General features: G+C 70.3%; 9 protein-coding genes. 5 read left to right on the plus strand and 4 right to left on the minus strand.

Features of this window, described 5'->3' with window-relative positions; genetic code table 11:
- The first annotated feature begins 2 nt into the window (after positions 1 to 2).
- The gene (locus tag WME95_RS34690) at positions 3 to 884 is read left to right on the plus strand and encodes an alpha/beta hydrolase (RefSeq protein WP_437903638.1); all 882 of its coding nucleotides are present in this window, start codon (positions 3 to 5) and stop codon (positions 882 to 884) included.
- 237 nt (positions 885 to 1121) lie between these two features.
- Here WME95_RS34690 and WME95_RS34695 read toward each other — a convergent pair whose 3' ends face one another.
- The 4 genes from WME95_RS34695 to WME95_RS34710 all read right to left on the minus strand — a co-directional run bounded on the left by WME95_RS34695 (position 1122) and on the right by WME95_RS34710 (position 8900).
- Positions 1122 to 3263 (minus strand): choice-of-anchor Q domain-containing protein, encoded by a 2142-nt coding sequence (locus WME95_RS34695; protein ID WP_437903639.1) that lies wholly within the window; start codon positions 3261 to 3263, stop codon positions 1122 to 1124.
- Between the two features lie 502 nt (positions 3264 to 3765).
- The gene (locus WME95_RS34700) at positions 3766 to 4245 is read right to left on the minus strand and encodes a hypothetical protein (protein ID WP_437903640.1); all 480 of its coding nucleotides are present in this window, start codon (positions 4243 to 4245) and stop codon (positions 3766 to 3768) included.
- 2265 nt (positions 4246 to 6510) lie between these two features.
- On the minus strand, positions 6511 to 7527 hold the full coding sequence (locus WME95_RS34705; RefSeq protein WP_437903641.1) for a DUF1566 domain-containing protein: 1017 nt from the start codon (positions 7525 to 7527) through the stop codon (positions 6511 to 6513).
- Between the two features lie 410 nt (positions 7528 to 7937).
- Positions 7938 to 8900: an NAD(P)H-binding protein gene (locus WME95_RS34710; RefSeq protein WP_437903642.1), complete on the minus strand. Its 963-nt coding sequence runs from the start codon at positions 8898 to 8900 to the stop codon at positions 7938 to 7940.
- Here WME95_RS34710 and WME95_RS34715 point away from each other — a divergent pair.
- The 4 genes from WME95_RS34715 (at position 8833) to WME95_RS34730 (ending at position 19522) form a co-directional block, all read left to right on the plus strand.
- A complete protein-coding gene (locus WME95_RS34715) occupies positions 8833 to 9903 on the plus strand; it encodes a LysR family transcriptional regulator (protein WP_437903643.1) in 1071 nt (356 codons plus the stop codon). The two genes, WME95_RS34710 and WME95_RS34715, sit on opposite strands and share 68 nt — an antisense overlap.
- Positions 9904 to 10050: 147 nt before the next feature.
- A complete protein-coding gene (gene hrpA, locus WME95_RS34720) occupies positions 10051 to 13743 on the plus strand; it encodes an ATP-dependent RNA helicase HrpA (RefSeq protein WP_437903644.1) in 3693 nt (1230 codons plus the stop codon).
- Between the two features lie 114 nt (positions 13744 to 13857).
- Positions 13858 to 17748 (plus strand): serine/threonine-protein kinase, encoded by a 3891-nt coding sequence (locus WME95_RS34725; RefSeq protein ID WP_437903645.1) that lies wholly within the window; start codon positions 13858 to 13860, stop codon positions 17746 to 17748.
- Positions 17749 to 17926: 178 nt separating this feature from the next.
- Positions 17927 to 19522 carry a formylglycine-generating enzyme family protein gene (locus WME95_RS34730; RefSeq protein ID WP_437903646.1) on the plus strand — a complete coding sequence of 532 codons (1596 nt, stop codon included), beginning with the start codon at positions 17927 to 17929 and terminating at the stop codon, positions 19520 to 19522.
- Positions 19523 to 19629: the final 107 nt, after the last annotated feature.

The raw sequence follows: 19629 nt of genomic DNA on the forward strand, positions 1-19629 counted from the left end.
TGATGCGCCACCCGCCGGCCGATCCCCTTCGCTTGCGCCTGCTCCTCTCCATCGGCGTGGTCCTCCTGGCGGGGCCTGGGTGCAGCCGCGAGCCGGCGCCGGCGCCCCCAGCGGGGCCTTCGGCCGCGCGTCCGTCGTCGGAGACGCCGTCAGCGGGGCCGGTCGCGCCTCCGCCGCCGGCGGGAGCGCCGGGGAGCACCACCCGGGGCGAGATCGCGGGCGTGCGCTACCTCGAGCACATGACGGGCGGGGCGCGACCCGACGAGCGGGTGCCGATGATCGTCGCGCTGCACCCCATGGGCGGGGACCCCGCGGACTTCCTGCAGCTGCTCCGGCGCTACCGCCGCCGCGCCCGGCTCATCCTGCCGTACGGCCACCCGAGCGGCGGGATGTACATCTGGTACGACTCCGTCGCCGACGACGTCGCCGCCCCGCTGGTCACGCGGGAAGCCGATCGGATCGCCGCCGCGCTCGCCGCCCTGGTAGCCGCCCGCCCCACTGTCGGCAATCCCCTCGTCACCGGCTTCTCGCAGGGCGGCATCATGACCTTCGCCCTGGCGGTCACCCACCCCGAGGCGCTGGCGGCCGCCTTCCCCATCAGCGGTCTGCTCCCGCCGTCGCTCTACCCGTCGGCGGCGCTGAGCTCGGGCCCGCGCCCGGCGACGCTTCCGCCGGTCACGGCCTTCCACGGCGCCTCCGACCTGGCGGTGCCGACCCGAGGCGCGCGCGCCTCGATCGCCGAGCTGCGGGGCGCCGGGTACACCGCGGAGCTGCGCGAGTACGCCGGGGTCGAGCACGACACCTCCGACGAGGAAGTGGGCGAGATCTTGGAGCGGATCGGGCGGGCCGCCGACGGCCTCGCGGACGCAGCGCCGGCGCCTTGAAGCGGGCACGGAAGGGGGTAGCTCAGGGCAGGACGCTCACACCCTCGCCGAGCGCCGGGAGGCCCCATGTCCGCAGCGGCCCCGACGGAGAAGCTTTTGGGTGCACAAGTGGACATGCGGTAGGGCGCTCGATGCCCTCGAGTGCCCGGCCTGCAAGGCAGGATATCGCTGTGCCCTGCTGGCGAGCGCGCCCGATCCGGCCTGCGTGACCCCGCGCCTCGCGGAGTCGGCGCGGCTTCAGCGCTCGTCGGCGCCGATGTCGATGCGCGTGCCGCTCGTCCGCGCGCCGCCGTCGATGTCGGTGGCGCCGCTCCGGCTGCCCAGATCGATGCCAGCGTCGACGGCCGGCGAGCCGCTGGTCAGGTGGAGGTCCGACGGGGGCCCGGCGAGGAGCGGGTCGACGAACCTCGCGTGCGGGTCGGAGAAGGCGCCCGCCGAGCTGCGGCTCGCGCCGAAGAAGAGGTTGTTGTCGACGGTCACGTTCCTGTTGTTGCTGCCGCTGCTCACGTAGTCGTTGCCCGGCGTGGCGCGGAGGATGTTGTTCTGGATGAGCACGCCGTTCGCGTTGTTCTGGAGGATGATCTCGCCGCCGGCGCCCTGGTAGAGCGTGTTGTTGAGCACCGCGATGTCCGCCGCGTTGCCCCTGCTCGTGTCGTAGCCGCCGATCATGATGTTGCCCTGGTAGCTCCGCGACACGAAGTTGTTCCGCACGGTGATGTTGCTGGTGGTCTTGCCCGCGTGCTCGCTGGCGATCTCGATGCCGATGTCGCTCGAGTCCACCTTGTTTCGCTCGATGACGATGTCCTTGCCGCCGTCGACGTAGATACCGTCAGCCGACCGCTCGCCGTCGTACGCGGGGTTTCCGGCCGAGGAGATGTTGTAGACGATGTTGTCCACGCACACGCCGTCTCTCGCCTGGTCCGAGCCCGAGGGGCCGGTGCCCTCGAAGCCGATGAAGTCGATGCCGATGTTGTCGTTGTCGTGGACCGTGTTGCGCGAGACGACGAACCTGGTGACGTTGCCGTTGAGGACCATCGCCTCGCTCGAGCCGAGCTTGCAGTCCCGGATCTCGTTCCCGTCGATGAGGAGGTCGGTCATCGGCGTCGCGGACGTCCCGTAGAAGGCGATGCCGTGGGCGTCCTGGGAGCTCTCGATGTGGTGCACGAGGTTGTTGCGGATCTCGAGGAAGCTCGAGCTGCCGCTCACGCTGATGCCCATCGGCGTGTCGCCGCTTCCCTTGAAGTTCTGCACCGTCATGCCGGTGACCTTGATGTAGTTCTTGCTGGAGATGTCGATGCCGACGCCGCTCTTGCCGGTCCCGTCGAGGATCGCGCCGGCCTCGCCCTCGAGGGTGATGCAGCCGGCTGCGGCGGTGCCGCTCCTCGTGAAGGAGACCTTCTCGTTGTAGGTGCCCGCCTTGACGACGACGGTGTCGCCTGCGGCCGCCGCGTTGAGGCCGGCCTGGATCGTCCTGTGGTCGCCGCCCGATGGCGCGACGGTGATGGTCCTGCCGCTCGAGCGATCGCCGCACGCCCCGGCCACCGGGCGGGGGGTGGGGTCGGGGTCGGAGGTGGAGCCGGCGTCGCCGCACACGGAAGGCGACCCGCCACCGCCGCACGTCTGGGCGCCAGAGCACGTTCCACAGCTCGCCACGGTGCGGGGGTCGCCGCAGCTGTCATTGGTGGAGAGCGGGCCACAGCTCCTGGCGAGCCGCGAGCAGAGCTGCGCGTCGGTCTCGGGGGCGCACTCGGGCGGCGGCCCGCTGGTGAGGGTGGCGTTGAGGACCAGCAGATCGATGTCGGACGCGTCCGCGGTGCTCGTGGTTCCATAGCGGATCTTGAGCTTGCCGCCCGACACGAACCGAGCGTGCGGGGACGGGAGCGCGATGGTGGCGGCGCTCCAGGCCCAGGACGAAGCGAACGCGTTGTCGCCGATCTTGACCCAGGTGCTGGTGCTGTAGTCCCAGGCGTCGAAGGTCCAGAGCATATCGGCCTTCGCGGGTCCTCGGTAGTTCACCGACAGGCTGAGCGCCGAGACGTCGGCGTCCGAGGCGCCGGCCGGCAATGCGTACTCGCACTGAGCCTGGCTGCCGGGGTTGAACTCGACATACTTGCTCCACGTATCGGCCGTGCCGCTCAGATCTTTCGTCGCCAGGGCCTGAGCGCCCTGGCCTCCGGTGGACCCCTTGAGGACGGTCAGCTTCGAGCAGGTCATCGTCGCGCTCGAGGCGAGCCCGGCGCCGAGCGTGTCGGGGTCGGACTCATCGGGTCCGCCTTGCGTCGCGCACGCGGGAAAGAGGCCGACGGCGAGCAGCAGGGCGCCGGGCGGAGCGTACCGATGCATCGTGGGAGTCATCCGGTTCTTGCGCGATCGGTTCATGGGTCGTGGTCCTCGTTGTTTGGCTCATGACGCTGGAGTCGCGTACACGACGCGTGCACCAGGCGCTTCGACGCGAGGACATTGCAAGCAGGCGGCCATGACGCTCATCGTGGGGGAACGACGAGGCGATCACCTCGATGGCGCGATTCGATGGCTGGATCGATCACGCGATCTTGCGCAGCGATCGTACGGTTGCGCATCGTTCGGACAGCCGTCGGTTCGCGAGGCGTCGGGGCGAGTAGGAGTTCAGCGCGAGCGAATAAGGCTGGTGGCAGTGGATTTCCACCCCTGTCATAAACATCTGACTGCGCGCAATCCAACCTGGGTCGGGTCGCCGGCCGCAACCTGGGTCAGGCCGCCGGGCCGCCGCTGGTCGGCCAACCTGGGTCGGGTCGCCACCGAGCTCCAGCGCCGGGGCCTGTTCCGGCGTGAGTACGAAGGGCGAACGCTGCGCGAGAACCTGGGGCTCACCCAGCGCCGGGCCGACGTACGCCTCAGCGCATCACTCCACGCCTTGCGTAGCGCGCTCTTCAAGTAGCTGTACGCGCTGGTGATCTGTGTCGTCGTCCACCGCGACCCAGGGAGCCAGCGGATCGTACGCCGTGACACCCCAAACCGGCAGCGGTGCTCCTTGGCCAATTTCTGAAAGACCAGCTCGCTGGATTTCGTCGCCGGCGTCCGACAATCTGTAGCGGGCCTCTTTCATGAAGTTTTCAGGCTGACAGGGTTCGCTCTCCAGGGCGGCCTTGTCCCCATGGTGCCCGGCCCACTGGCGCAGCCGCATGGCAAGGAAGACATCGCCGGTGTGGGTCAACCACTTACGCAACTCGTCTCCAGCCGATGAACGTCGAACAAACACGTTCACCGGCGTTGACCACTGCTTATCGAGACACGAGAACAGCAGCTCATCGAACCGAGATAGAGCCAGCGCGCGCCCGTCCATCCGAGGAAAGAATCCCGCCTGATAGGTGCTCAGCTCCACGAGGTCCTTACTCCATCGATCGGCGCGCCCCCCCACGGCCGACAGAACAGGAGATCGACCGGACACCTTTCGCCAACAGCGCGCCATCTCCTGGACGCGCGTCAGAGAGAGAGAGCGCGCGTCGTCCTGACATCGGCGCGCGTCGGCCGGCGTCACGCGGATGCTTCCACACCCAAACCCGGCCTCCGTCGCGTCGCCCAGGATGACGATCTCTATATCCGGTTGCTCGGGCCGTTGGTGAAGTCTCCACGCGCAGAGCCCCCACAGCGCCACCGCGTCGCTCCACAACCGCGACGTCCAAGCGACTACCCGCTCGCGCGACTGGACCGCCCCGAGCATCTCACGAAACGATGCACGAAATCGCGTTCCTTCCCGCCCACGAAATCCCCAGAAATCATGGCGGTGCTGACAGTGGACCTCGGGATCCGAGGCGCATGGCCCTACCAGCAAGTTATCGGGCACGAACGCCACAGGGACGCGAAGCCCGCGCCGGACCGCTTTCCCAATTTCCGCAGATGTAGCAATATGAATCATCTTCGGAACCTCAGAATTTGCAACCGCGGCATACATCCGATGGAGAATCTCCGGCGTTACACCGTTCCCAACAACGCTGACACACCGTCTTGCCGGCGCTCTTCCTTCGGCACGACGTCGGCCCATTATCGACACAATCCTGGTACTTATCGTCGCAATCCTTGTTTTCCGCGCGCTGACAGCTTTCCCGACAGCTACGATAATTCGCGTAAGCGCTATCACTGCATGCACTTCGCTGGGCTTCGCTCTCAGATTTGCCACACGCAACAGAAGCCGCATCGTGGTCCGCCTGGCACTTCTCGTTGCATGGGCTCTGGGTCGCGATGTTGCACTCTGGAGGAGGTGGTTCGATGCCCTGCGGCTCCAATACAGGCCCGAAGCCTCCCGACCCTGTCGTGCCGAACCCGTAACCGCCGACCCCTGTTGCGGTGATGATGATGCCGCCGGCGCCGCTTTCTCCCTCACTCCTGAGGTAGCAATCACCGACATCAAAGTTGCACCCAGCTAGACCGAAGCATAGAACAGCCAACAGCTTGTTCATTTAGAATCCCCCCCGAATCTCCAGATAGGCCCAGCAGCTACCATCACGACCACGCTGCCAGGAAGAACACGACTGCTCCCGCCAGCCCAGTCCACGTTGAGGCTCGTAGATGCCCCCAGACGCCCAGCGAAGTACCAGTCGGACTGTGCGCGCCCGCCTGGCGCAAGCCCCATCACGCGGTCACAGATCACGGCACCGCATACAGGCATCGAGTAGAGCGACAGGGATGGACCAAGGCTGACGTTGCCCGTTTTTGTGACGTACCCAACGGTAACCGCCGCTCGATCATAGACCCCTACGCGTGTCCCCGGAATGACGCTGAGCATGTTGTGAACTTCGATCCGGAAGTCCCTCGCTTTTCGCCAGAGCCAGCCGGCGAAGGGGCTCACGGCCAGCTTGGGTTCGGTCCCGACCTGGATCCCGCCCACGCTCACACCACCGCTGAATTCGAGTGCCTGCGCCGACGCCGGAACAAGGACGAGCGCACATACGCAGAGCAGGCAGACATTGCCGTGTGAGCGCATCGACATGGTGGAGGTCCCCTGGCCGAGCCCCGACAGGCGCCGTGTGGGGGGCGCGAACATTTTTTCTGGGTGCGGTTCGGGCGTCAAAGAAAAGTTGAGAATCTCTGGCTAGTCGACAGAAGGCCGTTCGACCGTCCCGGGCGCACATGGGCATGCCCGCCGACGAGCTCGGGAGCACGCCTGTGTCGCGCTACATGGCGCGGCCGAGGGCGAACTGCCGAGCCCCCACGGCACGCCCACGCCGCGGCCGGAGGCGCCGCGAGCCGACTCGCTGAGGGGAGCCGGCCGGAACTCCCCCGGTCGCCCCCATGTTACGTCCACGCTGCCGTTGTCTGGCGCAGGCGCTGGTGCAGGCGGGCCGCCTCGCCGAGTGCCAGTTTGCAGCCTCATGGGGCCACCTGACGGCGTTTTTTGCAGGGTCATGGGACCACCCCAAACGCACGAGGATGGGGCGACCCGCGCGGGGGCGTGACCCAGTTTTTTGCAGGGTCATGGGGCCAGCTTCCGAGGTTTTTTGCAGCCTCATGGGGCCAGCTCGGGACGCCGCGGTCAGGATCTGAGACGGGCTTTAGCTCACGCGCGAGCGGGTCCGTCGTTTCATCTACCTTCCACAGGCGAACCAGGGTCGGGTTGCCCCAACCACGGGGTCGCCGCCTGCGTTATGCGCTACGGCCGCGAGCGGACGCAGAGGACGTGCAGCGTGCTCTCCAGGGTAAAATTTGCCGTGGCCGCGGTCGCCTCGGCGGTACCGGTGGCAAAGTCGAGCATCCAAGCCGAATTCGGGTCGGTGGCCTCGAGCGACGAGGTCCAGAAAAGGATATGCCCGGATAACGCTGCTGGAAAGCTGGGAAAGGCGCTTTGGTCGATCCATGGACCATTTGGCTTTGAGTCGAAGATGAGAGTATGCAGCTCCTTCAAACTGGGAACTCGAAAACCACCCTCATCCAATTGCAACCCTGCACACATCGAAGCGGCATCCGCGTAAGTTTGCTTGCTCGTTGCTCGCGTCCAAGTGAGGCCGGTGCCCAAGTCCCTCGCCAAGTCAGGTGTGAGCTCGTAGCGACTGCCGTCGCTGTCGGGGACCCCTCCCCCGCGAACGCACCGCACCCTGTCCGGGCCCGCGATGGTGGGCGATCGCACACGAAGGCTTCCATCGCTGCCAAGGCGAAAGAGCCGCTCAGGGTTTCCCGACCAAAGTACAAGTTCACCGTCTATATCCGGAAAGGCCCCTGGGTCGAAGGAAGGAGGCTTTCTCTGTAGATCGAGCAAACTGACCCCTTCAACACGGGTGGGCAGTCGCCAATCACAGTGCCCGCCCAGGATGAGCTCAGCGCAATATTCCGCAGCATGCTCATCTGTGAGTGAAACCGGCGCTAGTTGCCGCTGCCAGTCGAGTCCGGTGATCTCGTCGTGGGTGACCTCCTCGTCCACCCGATATTGAACGGAGTGGTCTTCCCCGGTCGAACCGGGCATCGGCCACCGCGCCATTTGGAAGAGAGCAGGATCGGAGGGGGAGCAGTTCTCGGTGCCGTCGTTCTCGGTGCCGTCGCTCTCGGTGCCGTCGCTCTCGGTGCCGTCGCTCTCGGTGCCGTCGCTCTCGGTGCCGTCAGGGCTCTCGGGTGAGGTCGGATCCTGATCGGTACTGCAATTCTCCCCGCAGGTTTTCGGTGAACTCGCCTCCAACGAGTTGTCACAGCCCAGGAGTGTGAACCCCAAGAAAAGGAAAGGGGCGGAAATTAACCGCCCCTGCCCTCGCCTTCTCTTCTTCTCACCAACGGATGGCATCGAGGCAGATTGAACCATTGCAAGGAGCATTCAAGTAGAACGCGACGCCGATTTCTCTAGCGGATAGCACAAGCAAACGCGTTCCGCAAAGGCAAGATTCTCGGAGCCGTTCCTGACTCGTGCAGTCCGACGGTACGAGATCATCGACAGAACGGGCCTTCTGCGATCAGGCAGGCCTTCCACTCGTCAAACGCTCGCGATTACCGCGACGTAGCACCGAGCGGTCGGTCAGGCCGAGTTGCAGAGGGCGACGTCGCCTTCGTATCAGCGTTAGCTGAGTCCAGCCACCTCGGCTGGGATCGCGTGGGTCAGCTCAGGGCCGGGGTGAGCTTGGCCAGCTGTGCAACGCCCTCCTGGAGGGTGATCGCCCGCGTGCCGAAGCGTCCGGTGTAACTCGAGTCGTCCACGAGGTAAGGTTGTTCCCATTGGGGCAGCATCTCCACGATGCCGCCCGCCGACCTGGAGAACAGGCCTGCCACGCGCAAGAGCCAGCGTCTGGCCACGATCGGGCGCACCGCCACGCGCATGGCATGGGCCACCGCTTGCACGAGCTCGCGCTGGCTCACGTGAATGACCGGCGCATGAAACACCCTGCCCTCCACGTCGTCGCCCGCAAACGCCAGCTTGATAAGGCCGTTCACCACGTCGTCGCGATGCGTGAAGGCGTGCGGCGCGTCGGGGTCGCCGATCAGCATCGGGCGCTTCCCGTTCTTGAGCCCGCGCAGGCCATCGCGCGTGAGCAGGGCGCTCGTGAGATCGGGCCCCCAGAAGTCGCTGGCGCGGAAGATCACCGCGCGCAAGGTGCCCGCGCGCTGCGCTGCCGTGTACATGTCGGCTATCTGCATGCGGATCTTACCTTTCTCGGTCTCGGCCGCATGGCGCGTGTCGGGCGAGAGCGGGCCCTCGCGCAAGGTGTACAGGTAGAGCGCGTCGAGCAGCACCAGGCGCACACCGGCGCGGCTTGCCCCCTCGATCAGGCCACGATGGAGCGGAGGCAAGGTCTCGGCCCAGACGTCGGCGTCGTAGGTGGCGGGATTGACCGCGGCGATCATGGCATGCGCACCACGCGCGATCTCCGCGAGCGCCTCGCCATCGCGAGCGTCGACCGAACGGTGCTCCACGCCCATGGGCATGGAAGCGGGCTTCGTGCGGCTGCACCACGTGACCCGGTGGCCGTCTGCGGCCAGTTGCTCCACCAGGGGCGTGCCGATCTGGCCAGCGCCGACGACCACGATGTGCTTGGGGCTTTCCGTTTCGCTGCGCTTCGACATGGGAACCTCTCCTCGGTCCTCAACATGCCCTGCGCTCGACCATGCCGACAATCGATTGTCGGCCTATCATGTATGCTTACAAAGCATGGATGCCCCCGTCGACCTCTTGCCCGCCCTGCTCGCCCTGCTCGAGACCGAGAGCGTCACGCTGGCCGCTCGCCGCATGCGCGTGGGCCAGCCCGCCATGAGTCGCACGCTCGAAAAGCTGCGCCAGGCCACGGGCGACGAGCTGCTCGTGCGCACGGGCAGAAAGCTCGTGCGCACCCGGCGGGCCAGCGAGATCTTGCCCGAGGTGCGTTCGCTCCTTTCGGGCGCCCAGCGCGTGCTCGGTCCACCCAGCGCGTTCGTTCCGCGCACGGCCCAGGGCGTGGTCACGTTCGCGCTCGGCGACGACATGCAGGCCGTCCTGGCGAGCCATCTGCTCGAACGCATGCGCGCGGCGGCGCCCGGGCTCGACATCCGCGTGCGTCCGCTGGTGCTCGAGAGCGCGCACGAGGCCGTGCGCGGCGTGGTCGATCTGGCGGTGCTGCCCGACCTGCGGGGGCAGGTTCGCATTCCCATGCTCGACGAGCTGGTGATGAGCGCGCAGTACACGCGCCGCTTCGTCACGGTCACACGCAAGCGCAAGAAGCTCACGCTCGAAGCGTTCCTCGCGGCCGAGCACGCGCTGGTGTCGCCAGGCGGCGAAGAGGGCGGCTACGTGGACGACGCGCTGCGCGCCATGGGCAAGCGCCGGCGCGTGGCGGTGACGGTGCCGAGCTTTCAGGCAGCCATCACGCTCGTGCGCGAGCTGGATCTGGTCGCCACGCTGCCCGACGACATCGTGCGGGTGCTCGCTCCCAGTCTGCACCGTCAGGCCTGTCCCGTGAGCACGCCCGAGCTGCCCATGTGCGTGGTCTGGGCCCGGCGCTTCAACCAGGACGCGCGTCACCGCTGGCTGCGCGAGCTGGTGAGCGAGGTGGTGCGCGAGCTCGGCCGCGGCTTTCCCGGGTGCGCGGAGTGACGAGCGAGCGGCTTCGGACGGCGCCCCGCGGCGGGAGGTGCTACCCCCTCGCGCACCGTGAGCTCCCGCGTCCCGCAAGAGCAGCCCCCCGCGCCGCCCGCCCCCGGCGGCCGGACCTCGTCCCCGCCCCCGTCCGGGAGGAGCCCGGTGCGCTTTCCCGAGGAGCTGCCCATCTCGGCGCGGGTGCGCGACATCGCCCGGGCCATCGAGGCGCACCAGGTCGTGATCGTCGCGGGCGAGACCGGCTCGGGCAAGACCACGCAGCTCCCCAAGATCTGCCTGGCCATGGGCCGCGGCCTCTCCGCCCGGATCGGCGTCACGCAGCCGCGCCGCATCGCCGCCACCAGCGTCGCGGCCCGCGTCGCCAAGGAGCTCAACGTCGAGCTCGGCAAGGAGGTCGGCTACAAGATCCGCTTCTCGGACAGGACGAGCCCGGCCACCTACGTCAAGTACATGACCGACGGCATCGTCCTCGCCGAGATCCAGGGCGATCCGCGGCTCTCGGGCTACGACACGCTCATCATCGACGAGGCCCACGAGCGCAGCCTCAACATCGACTTCCTGCTCGGCTACCTCAAGCGCCTGCTGCCGAGGCGCCCGGATCTCCGCGTCATCGTCAGCTCCGCGACGCTCGAGACCGACCGGTTCGCGGCCTACTTCGACGGCGCTCCGGTCATCGAGGTCTCCGGCCGCACGTACCCCGTGGAGGTCATCCACCGCCGCCCGGAGAGCGGAGAGGCCGAGGTCGCCGACGCCGTCGCCGCCACGGTCGAGGAGATCACCTCGATCGATCCGCGCGGGGACATCCTCGTCTTCCTCCCGGGAGAGCGGGAGATCCACGACACCATGGCCGAGCTCACGCGCCACGGCCTGCCGCACACAACGCTGCTGCCGCTCTACGGGCGGCTCCCTCAGGGCGACCAGCAGCGCGTGTTCCAGTCCTTGCCGGGGCGGCGGATCGTGCTCGCGACCAACGTCGCGGAGACGTCGCTCACCATCCCGGGCATCGTGTACGTCATCGACTCCGGGCTCGCCCGCGTCAACCGATACAGCCCGCGCACGGGCGTCACCCAGCTCCAGATCGAGCCCATATCCCGCGCGAGCGCCGATCAGCGCAAGGGGCGCGCGGGCCGCGTGCAGAGCGGCGTGTGCTTCCGGCTCTACGACGAGCAGGACGACAGGGGGCGGCCCGCGTACACCGATCCGGAGATCCTGCGCGTCGGCCTCTCGGGCGTCATCCTCCAGATGAAGGCGCTCGGGCTCGGCGCCATCGAGGATTTCCCCTTCCTCGACGCGCCGTCGAAGCGCGCCGTGGACGAGGGCTACCGGGTCCTCGAGGAGCTCGGCGCGCTCGACGACGCGAGCGAGCTCACGGACACCGGCAGGAAGCTCGCGCGGCTGCCGCTCGACCCGCGGCTCGGCCGGATGGTCCTGGGCGGTGAGAGCGAGGGGGCGCTCGCCGAGGTGCTGATCATCGCCGCGGCGCTCGGCGTGCAGGATCCGCGGGAGCGGCCGCTCGCCGCCCAGAAGCAGGCCGACGACGCGCACCGCAAATTCAAGGACGAGGCCTCCGATTTCGTGGGGCTCCTGAAGCTGTGGAGCTTCTACCAGGACGCGCAGGGCCGGCTGACCCAGAACCAGCTCAGGAAGGCCTGCCGCGACCATTTCGTCTCGTACCTCCGCATGCGCGAGTGGGCCGACGTGCACCGGCAGATCAGCCGGATCACGAAGGAGATGGGATTCTCGCCGAACGACGCGCCCGCGAAGGGCGACGCCATCCACCGCGCGCTCCTGCCCGGCCTGCTCAGCCGCATCGGCATGTGGAACCAGGAGAACAAGGTGTACCTGGGCGCCCGGCAGACGCGCTTCCAGCTCCACCCGTCGTCGGGCCTCGCGAAGAAGCCGCCCGCGTGGATCATGGCCGCCGAGCTGGTCGAGACGTCGCAGCTCTTCGCCCGGATGGCGGCGGCCCTCGATCCCGCGTGGATCGAGGCCGCGGCCGGGCCGCTCTGCAAGCGCAGCCACAGCGACCCGCACTGGGCCGCGAAGCCGGCGGCCGTGATGGCCCGGGAGCAGGTGACGCTGTACGGGCTGCCGATCGCGCGGGATCGACGGGTCGACTTCGGGGCGATCGACCCGAAGTCCGCGCGCCAGATCTTCCTCGTCCACGCGCTGGTCCGGCAGGAGTACGCGACGCGCGCGCCGTTCATGGAGGCGAACCGGCGGCTCTTCGAGGAGGTCAGCCGGCTGCGCGACAAGGCGAGGAGGAGCGAGATGCTGGCCGACGAGCACGCGCTCGAGCTCTTCTTCGACCGGCGCGTCCCCGAGGGCGTCTACAACGGCAAGACGTTCGAGGCGTGGCGGAAGGAGGCCGAGGCGGAGGACCCGCGGGCGCTCCACCTGTCGCTCGCCGACGTCCTGCTCGACGAGGCCGCGGAGCTCACGCCCGAGCGCTTCCCCGATGCGCTCGACCTCTACGGCGCCGCGGTGCCGCTCTCGTACCGATTCGATCCGGGCGAGGACGACGACGGCATCTCCCTCTCGCTGCCGCTCGTGCTCCTGCCGCAGGCCGATCCCGACGAGCTCGAGTGGATGATCCCCGGGTGGCACGCCGAGAAGATCGCGCAGCTGCTCGAGTCGCTGCCGAAGTCGCTCCGCAAGGCGCTCGTCCCGCTCGCCCCCCTCCGCGAGGTCGCCCGGGAGATCGCGGCGGAGCTACGGCCGTTCCAGGGCCCGCTGAGGGCCGTCCTCGCGCGCGCGGTCGAGGACCGCACCGCCGAGCGCGTGCCCGCCGACGCGTTCCGGCCCCAGGATCTGCCGCCGTACCTGCGCTTCTATTTCCGCGTGCTCGACGAGGACGGCCGGGTGATCGGCGAGGGGCGCGAGCTCCGGGAGCTCAAGGAGCGGCTGTCCGGCCGGGCGCGCGAGGCCTGGGCGAGGGTCGGCAAGGCGGGCCTGGAGCGGGACGGGCTCACGTCGTTCAGCGTCGACGCGCTGCCCGAGCGCGTCCAGGTCGACGCCGGGCGCCACAAGGTGTTCGGCTACCCGGCGCTCGTCGACGGCGAGACGTCCGTGTCGGTGCGCGTGCTCGCCTCGAGGGCCGCGGCGGCCGAGGCGACGCGCGCCGGGCTGCGGCGGCTCCTCTTGCTGCAGCTCGGGGGCAAGATGAGCCAGCTCGAGCAGCCGCTGCGGAGCGCCGTGGCCGTGAGCGGCCTCGGCGCCAAGGTGGCCCCGGGCGAGCCAGGCCTCGCCCGGCAGATCGCGCTGCGCGCGCTCGACGAGGCGTTCCAGCTCGGCGATCCCGGCGCCTTTCCGAGGACGAAGGCCGCGTTCCAGGCGCGCCTCGACAAGGGCCGCGCGTCGCTGCAGGGCGTGCTCGGGAAGCTCGCGGGGCTGGCGCGAGAGATCGGCGTCGAGCTCGACCGCGTGCAGGCGATGCTCCGGTCGATGACGGGCAAGCCGGGCGCGTCGAGGCCGGCGCTCGACGACGTGCGCACGCAGGTCGACTTCCTGCTGCCGGTCGGGCTCTTCTCGCGCGCCCCGGTCGACCGGCTCGCGCACCTGCCCCGGTACCTGCGCGCCGCGCAGATCCGGCTCGAGCGGCTGCCCAACGGGCCGCAGAAGGACCAGAGCAAGGCCGCGCAGGTGCTGCCGTTCTGGCAGGACTACCTCAAGCACCAGCAGGGGCTGCGCGACAAGGGGGTGCCCGCGGAAGAGCTGGAGTCGTTCCGCTGGCTGATCGAGGAGCTCAGGGTGTCGCTCTTCGCGCCCGAGCTGAAGGCGGCGGTCCCGGTCTCGCCGCAGCGGCTCACGGAGCAGTGGAAGCGGCTGCTGGGATAGCGGCGTGCGCCCGCTTGCCGTGACGCGCCCGCTCCAATGAGCGCTGGACGCAGCGCTCACCCCGCTGGCAGGCTGCCCGCCGGCGAGGCGCCTCGTCCGGGTCCTCGGTGAGCGATGCAGGCAGGTGACATCATCGACGGCCGGTTCTGCATCGAGCACCTCGCGGCCTCGGGCGGGATGGGGGCCGTCTACCGGGCCCGCGATCAGGAGACCGGCGAGGCGGTCGCGATCAAGCTCCTGACCACCGAGAGCGCCCAGCACCTCGTCCGCTTCGAGCGCGAGGCCCACATGCTCGCGGCCGCCCGGGTGCCCGGCGTCGTGCGCTACGTCGCGCACGGCGCCACCTCGTGGGGACAGCCGTTCCTCGCCATGCAGTGGCTCGACGGCGAGACGCTCTCCGACCGGCTCACCCGCCAGGGCCTCACCCTCGAGGAGACCCTCGAGCTCGGCGTCCACGTCGCGAGGGCGCTCGGCGCCATCCACAGGCTCGGCCTCGTCCACCGCGACCTGAAGCCGAGCAACCTGCTGCTCGAGGGCGGCTCGCTCGAGCGCGTGCACCTCATCGATTTCGGCCTCGCCCGCGCCGTGACCGACGAGCCGCTCACGGCCGCCGGCCTCGTCCTGGGCACGCCCGGGTACATGGCCCCCGAGCAGGCGCGCGGCGAGATCAGCGTCGACACCCGCGCCGACGTGTTCGCCCTCGGCTGCATCCTCTACCGCTGCCTCACCGGCCGCGCCGCCTTCCAGGGCAACGCCGGGCTCGCCGTGCTGATGAAGGTCCTCCTCGAGGAGCCGCCCCGCGCGCGCGACCTCCGGCCCGGCACCCCCGCCGCGCTCGACGATCTCGTCGCCCGCATGCTGGCGAAATCCCCGCTGGATCGGCCGGCCGACGGCGGCGCCGTGGCGGCCGAGCTCGCCACGATCGGCGCGCCCGAGAGCAGCGTCGGCGGGCCCCGATCGTTCCCGCCGCGCGCTGTGGAGCTCACGACCGGCGAGCGACGCGTGACCTGCCTCGTGGTCACCCGCGAGCGCGCTATCAACGGGAGCGCCGCGGCGGAGCCGCGCCTGGGCAACGGGAGCGCCGCGGCGGAGCCGCGCCAGGCAGAGCTCTGGCAGCTGCACGACGTGGCCGAGCAGTACCGCGGCGAGCTCGAGCTCCTCGAGGGCCGCTCGCCGCTCATCGTGCTGTCCGGCGCGGGCGCGCCGACCGACCTCGCGGCGCGGGCCGCCCGGTGCGCGCTCGCGCTGCAGGAGCTGCTCGGCGGCGCGCCCGTCGCGCTCGCCACCGGCCGGGCGGAGCTCTCGGCGCGCGTGCCCGTCGGCGAGCTCATCGACCGCGCCTTCCAGATGCTCGCCGCCCACGACGACCGCGCCCTCCCCGCCGGCGTCCGCATCGACGAGGTGACAGCGGGCCTCATCGGCATGCGGTTCGACGTCACCGAGGACGCCGCGGGCCGCGTCCTGCACGGGGCGCGCGACGAGCGGACCGCGCAGCTGCTCGGCAAGCCCACCACCTATGTGGGCCGCGAGCGCGAGCTCGCCATGCTCGTGGCCGAGGTCGATCGCTGCATCGACGAGGGCGCCGCGGGCGCGGTGCTCGTGACGGCCGAGGCCGGGATGGGCAAGTCGCGCCTGCGAAAGGAGCTCATCCGCAAGCTCCGCGAGCGGGGAGACAGGATCGAGGTCTGGATCGGCCAGGGCGACCCCATGGGCGCCGGCGCGGCCTTCGGCCTGCTCGCGAGCGCGCTCCGGGACGCCCTCGGCGTCGCCGACGGCGAGCCCCTGGAGGCGCGGCAGCGCAAGGTCCGGAGCCGCGTGGAGCAGTACGGGGGCACCGACGCGCCCCGCGTCGCGGCCTTCCTCGGCGAGCTCGTCGGCGCGCCGTTCCCCGACGAGCACGACGTGCAGCTCCGGCTCGCGCGACGCGACGCCGTGCTGATGGGCGACCAGCTCCGCCACGCCTGGGAGGGCTTCCTCCGGGCGGCGTGCCGCGCGGGGCCCGTGCTCCTCGTGCTCGAGGATCTCCAGTGGGGCGACCTCCCCACCGTCACGATGGTCGACGAGGCGCTGCGCCAGCTCAAGGACATGCCGCTGCTCGTGCTGGCGCTGGGGCGGCCCGACGTGCGCAGGCTCTTCCCGAAGCTCTGGGAGGGCCGGCTGGCCCACGAGCTCCACCTCACGCCGCTCCCGCGCCGCGCGAGCGAGCGACTCGTGCGCGAGGCGCTGGGCGCGCACGCGCGGCACGACCTCGTGGGGAGGCTCGTCGAGCGCGCCGATGGCAACGCGTTCTTCCTCGAGGAGCAGATCCGCGCGGCCGCCGAGGGCAACAGCGAGGGCCAGCCGGAGACGGTGGTGGCCATGGTGCAGGCGCGGCTGGAGACGCTCGACACCGAGGCGCGGCGGCTCCTCAGGGCGGCGAGCATCTTCGGCGAGACGTTCAGGTCGAGCGCGGTCGCCGCGCTCCTCGGGAGCGCCGACATCGCGCAGGTGCTCGCGGAGCTGCTCCGGCGCGAGGTGATCGTGCGGCGGGGCGAGGGGCGGCCGCGGGACGACGCGGAGTACTGCTTCCGCCACGCGCTCGTCCGCGAGGCCGCCTACGGCATGCTGACGGCGCGCGACCTCCGCATCGGCCACGCGCTCGCGGGCAGCTTCCTCGAGGCGGCCGGCGAGGGCGATCCGAGGGCGCTCGCCGAGCACTTCGAGCGCGGCGAGGAGCCCGAGAAGGCCGCCGAGTGGTACCTGCGCGCCGCCGACAAAGCGCTCCGCGGCAACGACCTCGCCGAGGCGATCGCCTGCGCCGAGCGCGGCATCGCCTGCAGGCCGGATCCGGCCGCGGTGGGCGCGCTCCGCCTCGTCGAGGCCGAGGCGCTGCTCTGGCGCGGTGAGCCGGCCCTCGCGGAGCAGCGCGGGATCGAGGCGACGCGGCACCTCGTGCCGGGCTCGGTGGCGTGGTTCTCGGCGTTCACGCAGCTCGCGGGGGCGGGGCACAAGCAGGGCCACTACGAGCGCGTCGAGCGCTGGATGATGGTCGTCCTCGGCACGGAGCCGCTCGACGGCGCGCGCATCGCGAGGAACGCCTGCCTGCTCGAGGGGGCGATCGTGCTCCTGCTCGGCGGCCGCTACGCGTGCGTCGACGCGCTGATCGACGCGGTCGAGCGCGCGACGGAGGACGCGTCGGCCGCGGATCTCATGATCGAGGCGAAGCTCCTCTACCTGCACGGGCTCCTGCGGCAGCACAACGGCGATCCGAGCGCCTGCATCGCGAGCATGAGCGCGGCGCTCGCCGCGTTCGAGGACATCGGCGATCGCCGCGAGGCGTGCCGGGCGCGGCTCAACATGGGCCTCTGCTACGTCCAGTTCGGGTACTTCGAGGCGGCCGCGGGGGTGCTGCGGGCCGGGCTCGAGGAGGCGGAGCGGATGGCGCTCGACGACCGGGTCCCGAACGCGCTGCAGAACCTCGGCCTCGCGCTGGCCCACGCGGGCGAGGTCGACGCGGCGAGGGCGGCCCTGCGGAGCTCGATCGAGGCGCTCGAGCGCCGCGGCGACCGGCGGCGGGAGTGCGAGAGCCGGCTCCAGCTCGCGCGCGTCCTGCTCCTCGCGGGCGAGCCCGCGCTCGCCGAGGCGGAGGCGCAGGCGGCCGAGGCGCTCGCGCGGGGGGTGCCGGAGCGGCTCCCCGCGGCCATCGCGGCGCGCGCGCGCGCGCTGCTCGATCTCGGGCGCGCCGGCGAGGCGCTCGCCGCGACGACGCAGGCCCTGTCCCTGCTCGAGTCGGGCCGCCGCGACGAGGAGGGCCCGCTGGTGCGCCTGGTCCACGCCGAGGCGCTGGCCGCGACGGGCCAGATGGCCGAGGCCAAGGGCGCGATCGCCCTGGCCCGCAACGGCCTGCTCGTGCGGGCCGGGAGGATCGGCGATCCTGTCTGGCGCGAGCGCTTCTTGCGCGACGTCCCCGACAACGCGCGGATCCTGGAGCTCGCGCAAGGCTGGCTCGACGGACACGCGCCCTGACGCGCCAGCCGCGCTGGGGCGAGAGCGAGAGGCCATCACGGCGTCCGGGGGAGCCCACAGGGCGGTGATTCCCGCCGTCGCGCGGGGACCTCGTTTTTTGTCGCCCGGGACAGGAGACGTCGCAAGTAAGCTGAGGCTCTACCTCTGACCTCGTGTTCGAACACAGGGAGGCAGCTCCATGCTCAGGTCGTCCGTCGTTCTGATTCCCCTCGTGGCCCTCGCCGTGTCTGTCTCGTGCAGCAGCGAAGACAAATACCGGCCTCCCACGACGGGGGACCTGCCCTCGGGCGGCGTCACGACCAGCGGCGGGCAGGGCGGCGGCACCGGCGGGCAGGGCGGCGGCACCGGCGGGCAGGGCGGCGCCGGCGGGCAGGGCGGCGCCGGCGGACAGGGCGGCGCCGGCGGGCAGGGCGGCGCCGGCGGACAGGGCGGCGCCGACATGCCGAGCTGTTCCAACGGCGTGAAGGACAGCAACGAGGCGGACGTCGACTGCGGCGGCGCCTGCGCGACGCCGTGCCGGGTCGATCAAGCGTGCGCGGAGGCCGCGGACTGCTTCTCAGGGCGGTGCGAGGAGGGCGGCGGGGGCAGCGGCGGCGCCGGGCGCGCGTGCGTCGCGGCGCGGTGCGACAACGGCGTGAAGGACGGCGGCGAGACGGACACCGACTGCGGCGGCGGCGCCGCGCCGCGCGGCGGCAACCCGGCGTGCCCGCCGTGCAAGGCCAGCAAGGGCTGCGCGGCGGGCTCGGATTGCGAGTCGTCGAGCTGCGTGAACGGCCAGTGTCTGGAGCCGGCCTGCAGCGACGGCGTGAAGAACGGCCAGGAGACCGACGTCGATTGCGGCGGGATCTGCCCCGGCTGCCCGCCTGGCGACGCGTGCTCCAAATCGACCGACTGTATCGAGCTCGTCTGCCACGAGCAGGTCTGCCAGGCCGCGACCTGCAGCGACGGCGTGAAGAACGGCAAGGAGACCGACATCGACTGCGGCGGGACGGAGGGGTGCAGCACCCGGTGCCCGGCGGGGCAGCGTTGCAACACCAACACCGATTGCGCGACCTCGATCTGCAACACCACGAACCGCGTCTGCGCGTGCCCGGCGTGGATGGTGATCTCGCCCGTGAGCGGCGGCGGGAGCTACTGCATCGATCAATACGAGGTGACGAAGCAGGAGTACGATGTCTTCCTCCAGGCGAACCCGGTGCTCGCCGGCATGCCGGCGGAGTGCGCGGGGAACATCTACCGTCCCGCGAGCGGGTGGCCCTACACGGAGGGGCGAGTGCCCGTCACCCACGTCGACTGGTGCGATGCCTACGCGTACTGCTCCTACATGGGCAAACACCTCTGCGGCAGGATCGGCGGAGGCGCGAACTCGCCTGCCGACTTCGCGAGCCCGACGCGGAGCGAGTGGTTCAACGCGTGCTCCGGCCAGGGCGTGAACGAATACCCGTACAGCGATCTCTACAGTGAGGCGACCTGCAAGGTGGAGGACCCGAGCGGCGAGTTCCTCAAGAAGCCCGTGCCCCCCAACCCGATCCCGCAGATCTCGGCCTGCGAAGGCGGAATCACGGGCCTCTTTCATATGAGCGGCAACGCGGCGGAGTGGGAGAACTCCTGCGACGCGCAGGGCAATTGCCTCGTCCGCGGCGGCTCGCGGGCCTCGCAGCAGGACGCGGATGACGTCGCGCGCGGCACGCTCAAGGCGGCCAGGTGCGATGCGCTCCTGGACCAGGATCGCCTCACCCCGTCTGCGGACATCGGCTTCCGCTGCTGTCTCTGAGCGTTCGCGCCGGATACGCGCCAGGCGGCCGCCCGGCCGCCGCGCTTGGGGCGGGCGCGCAGGGCGCTCGACGCGCCCCGCGCGGGTCACCAGCGGGCGGCAGCGCT

The sequence above is a fragment of the Sorangium sp. So ce327 genome (assembly GCF_051530205.1).
GTDB lineage: Bacteria > Myxococcota_A > Polyangia > Polyangiales > Polyangiaceae > Sorangium > Sorangium cellulosum_B.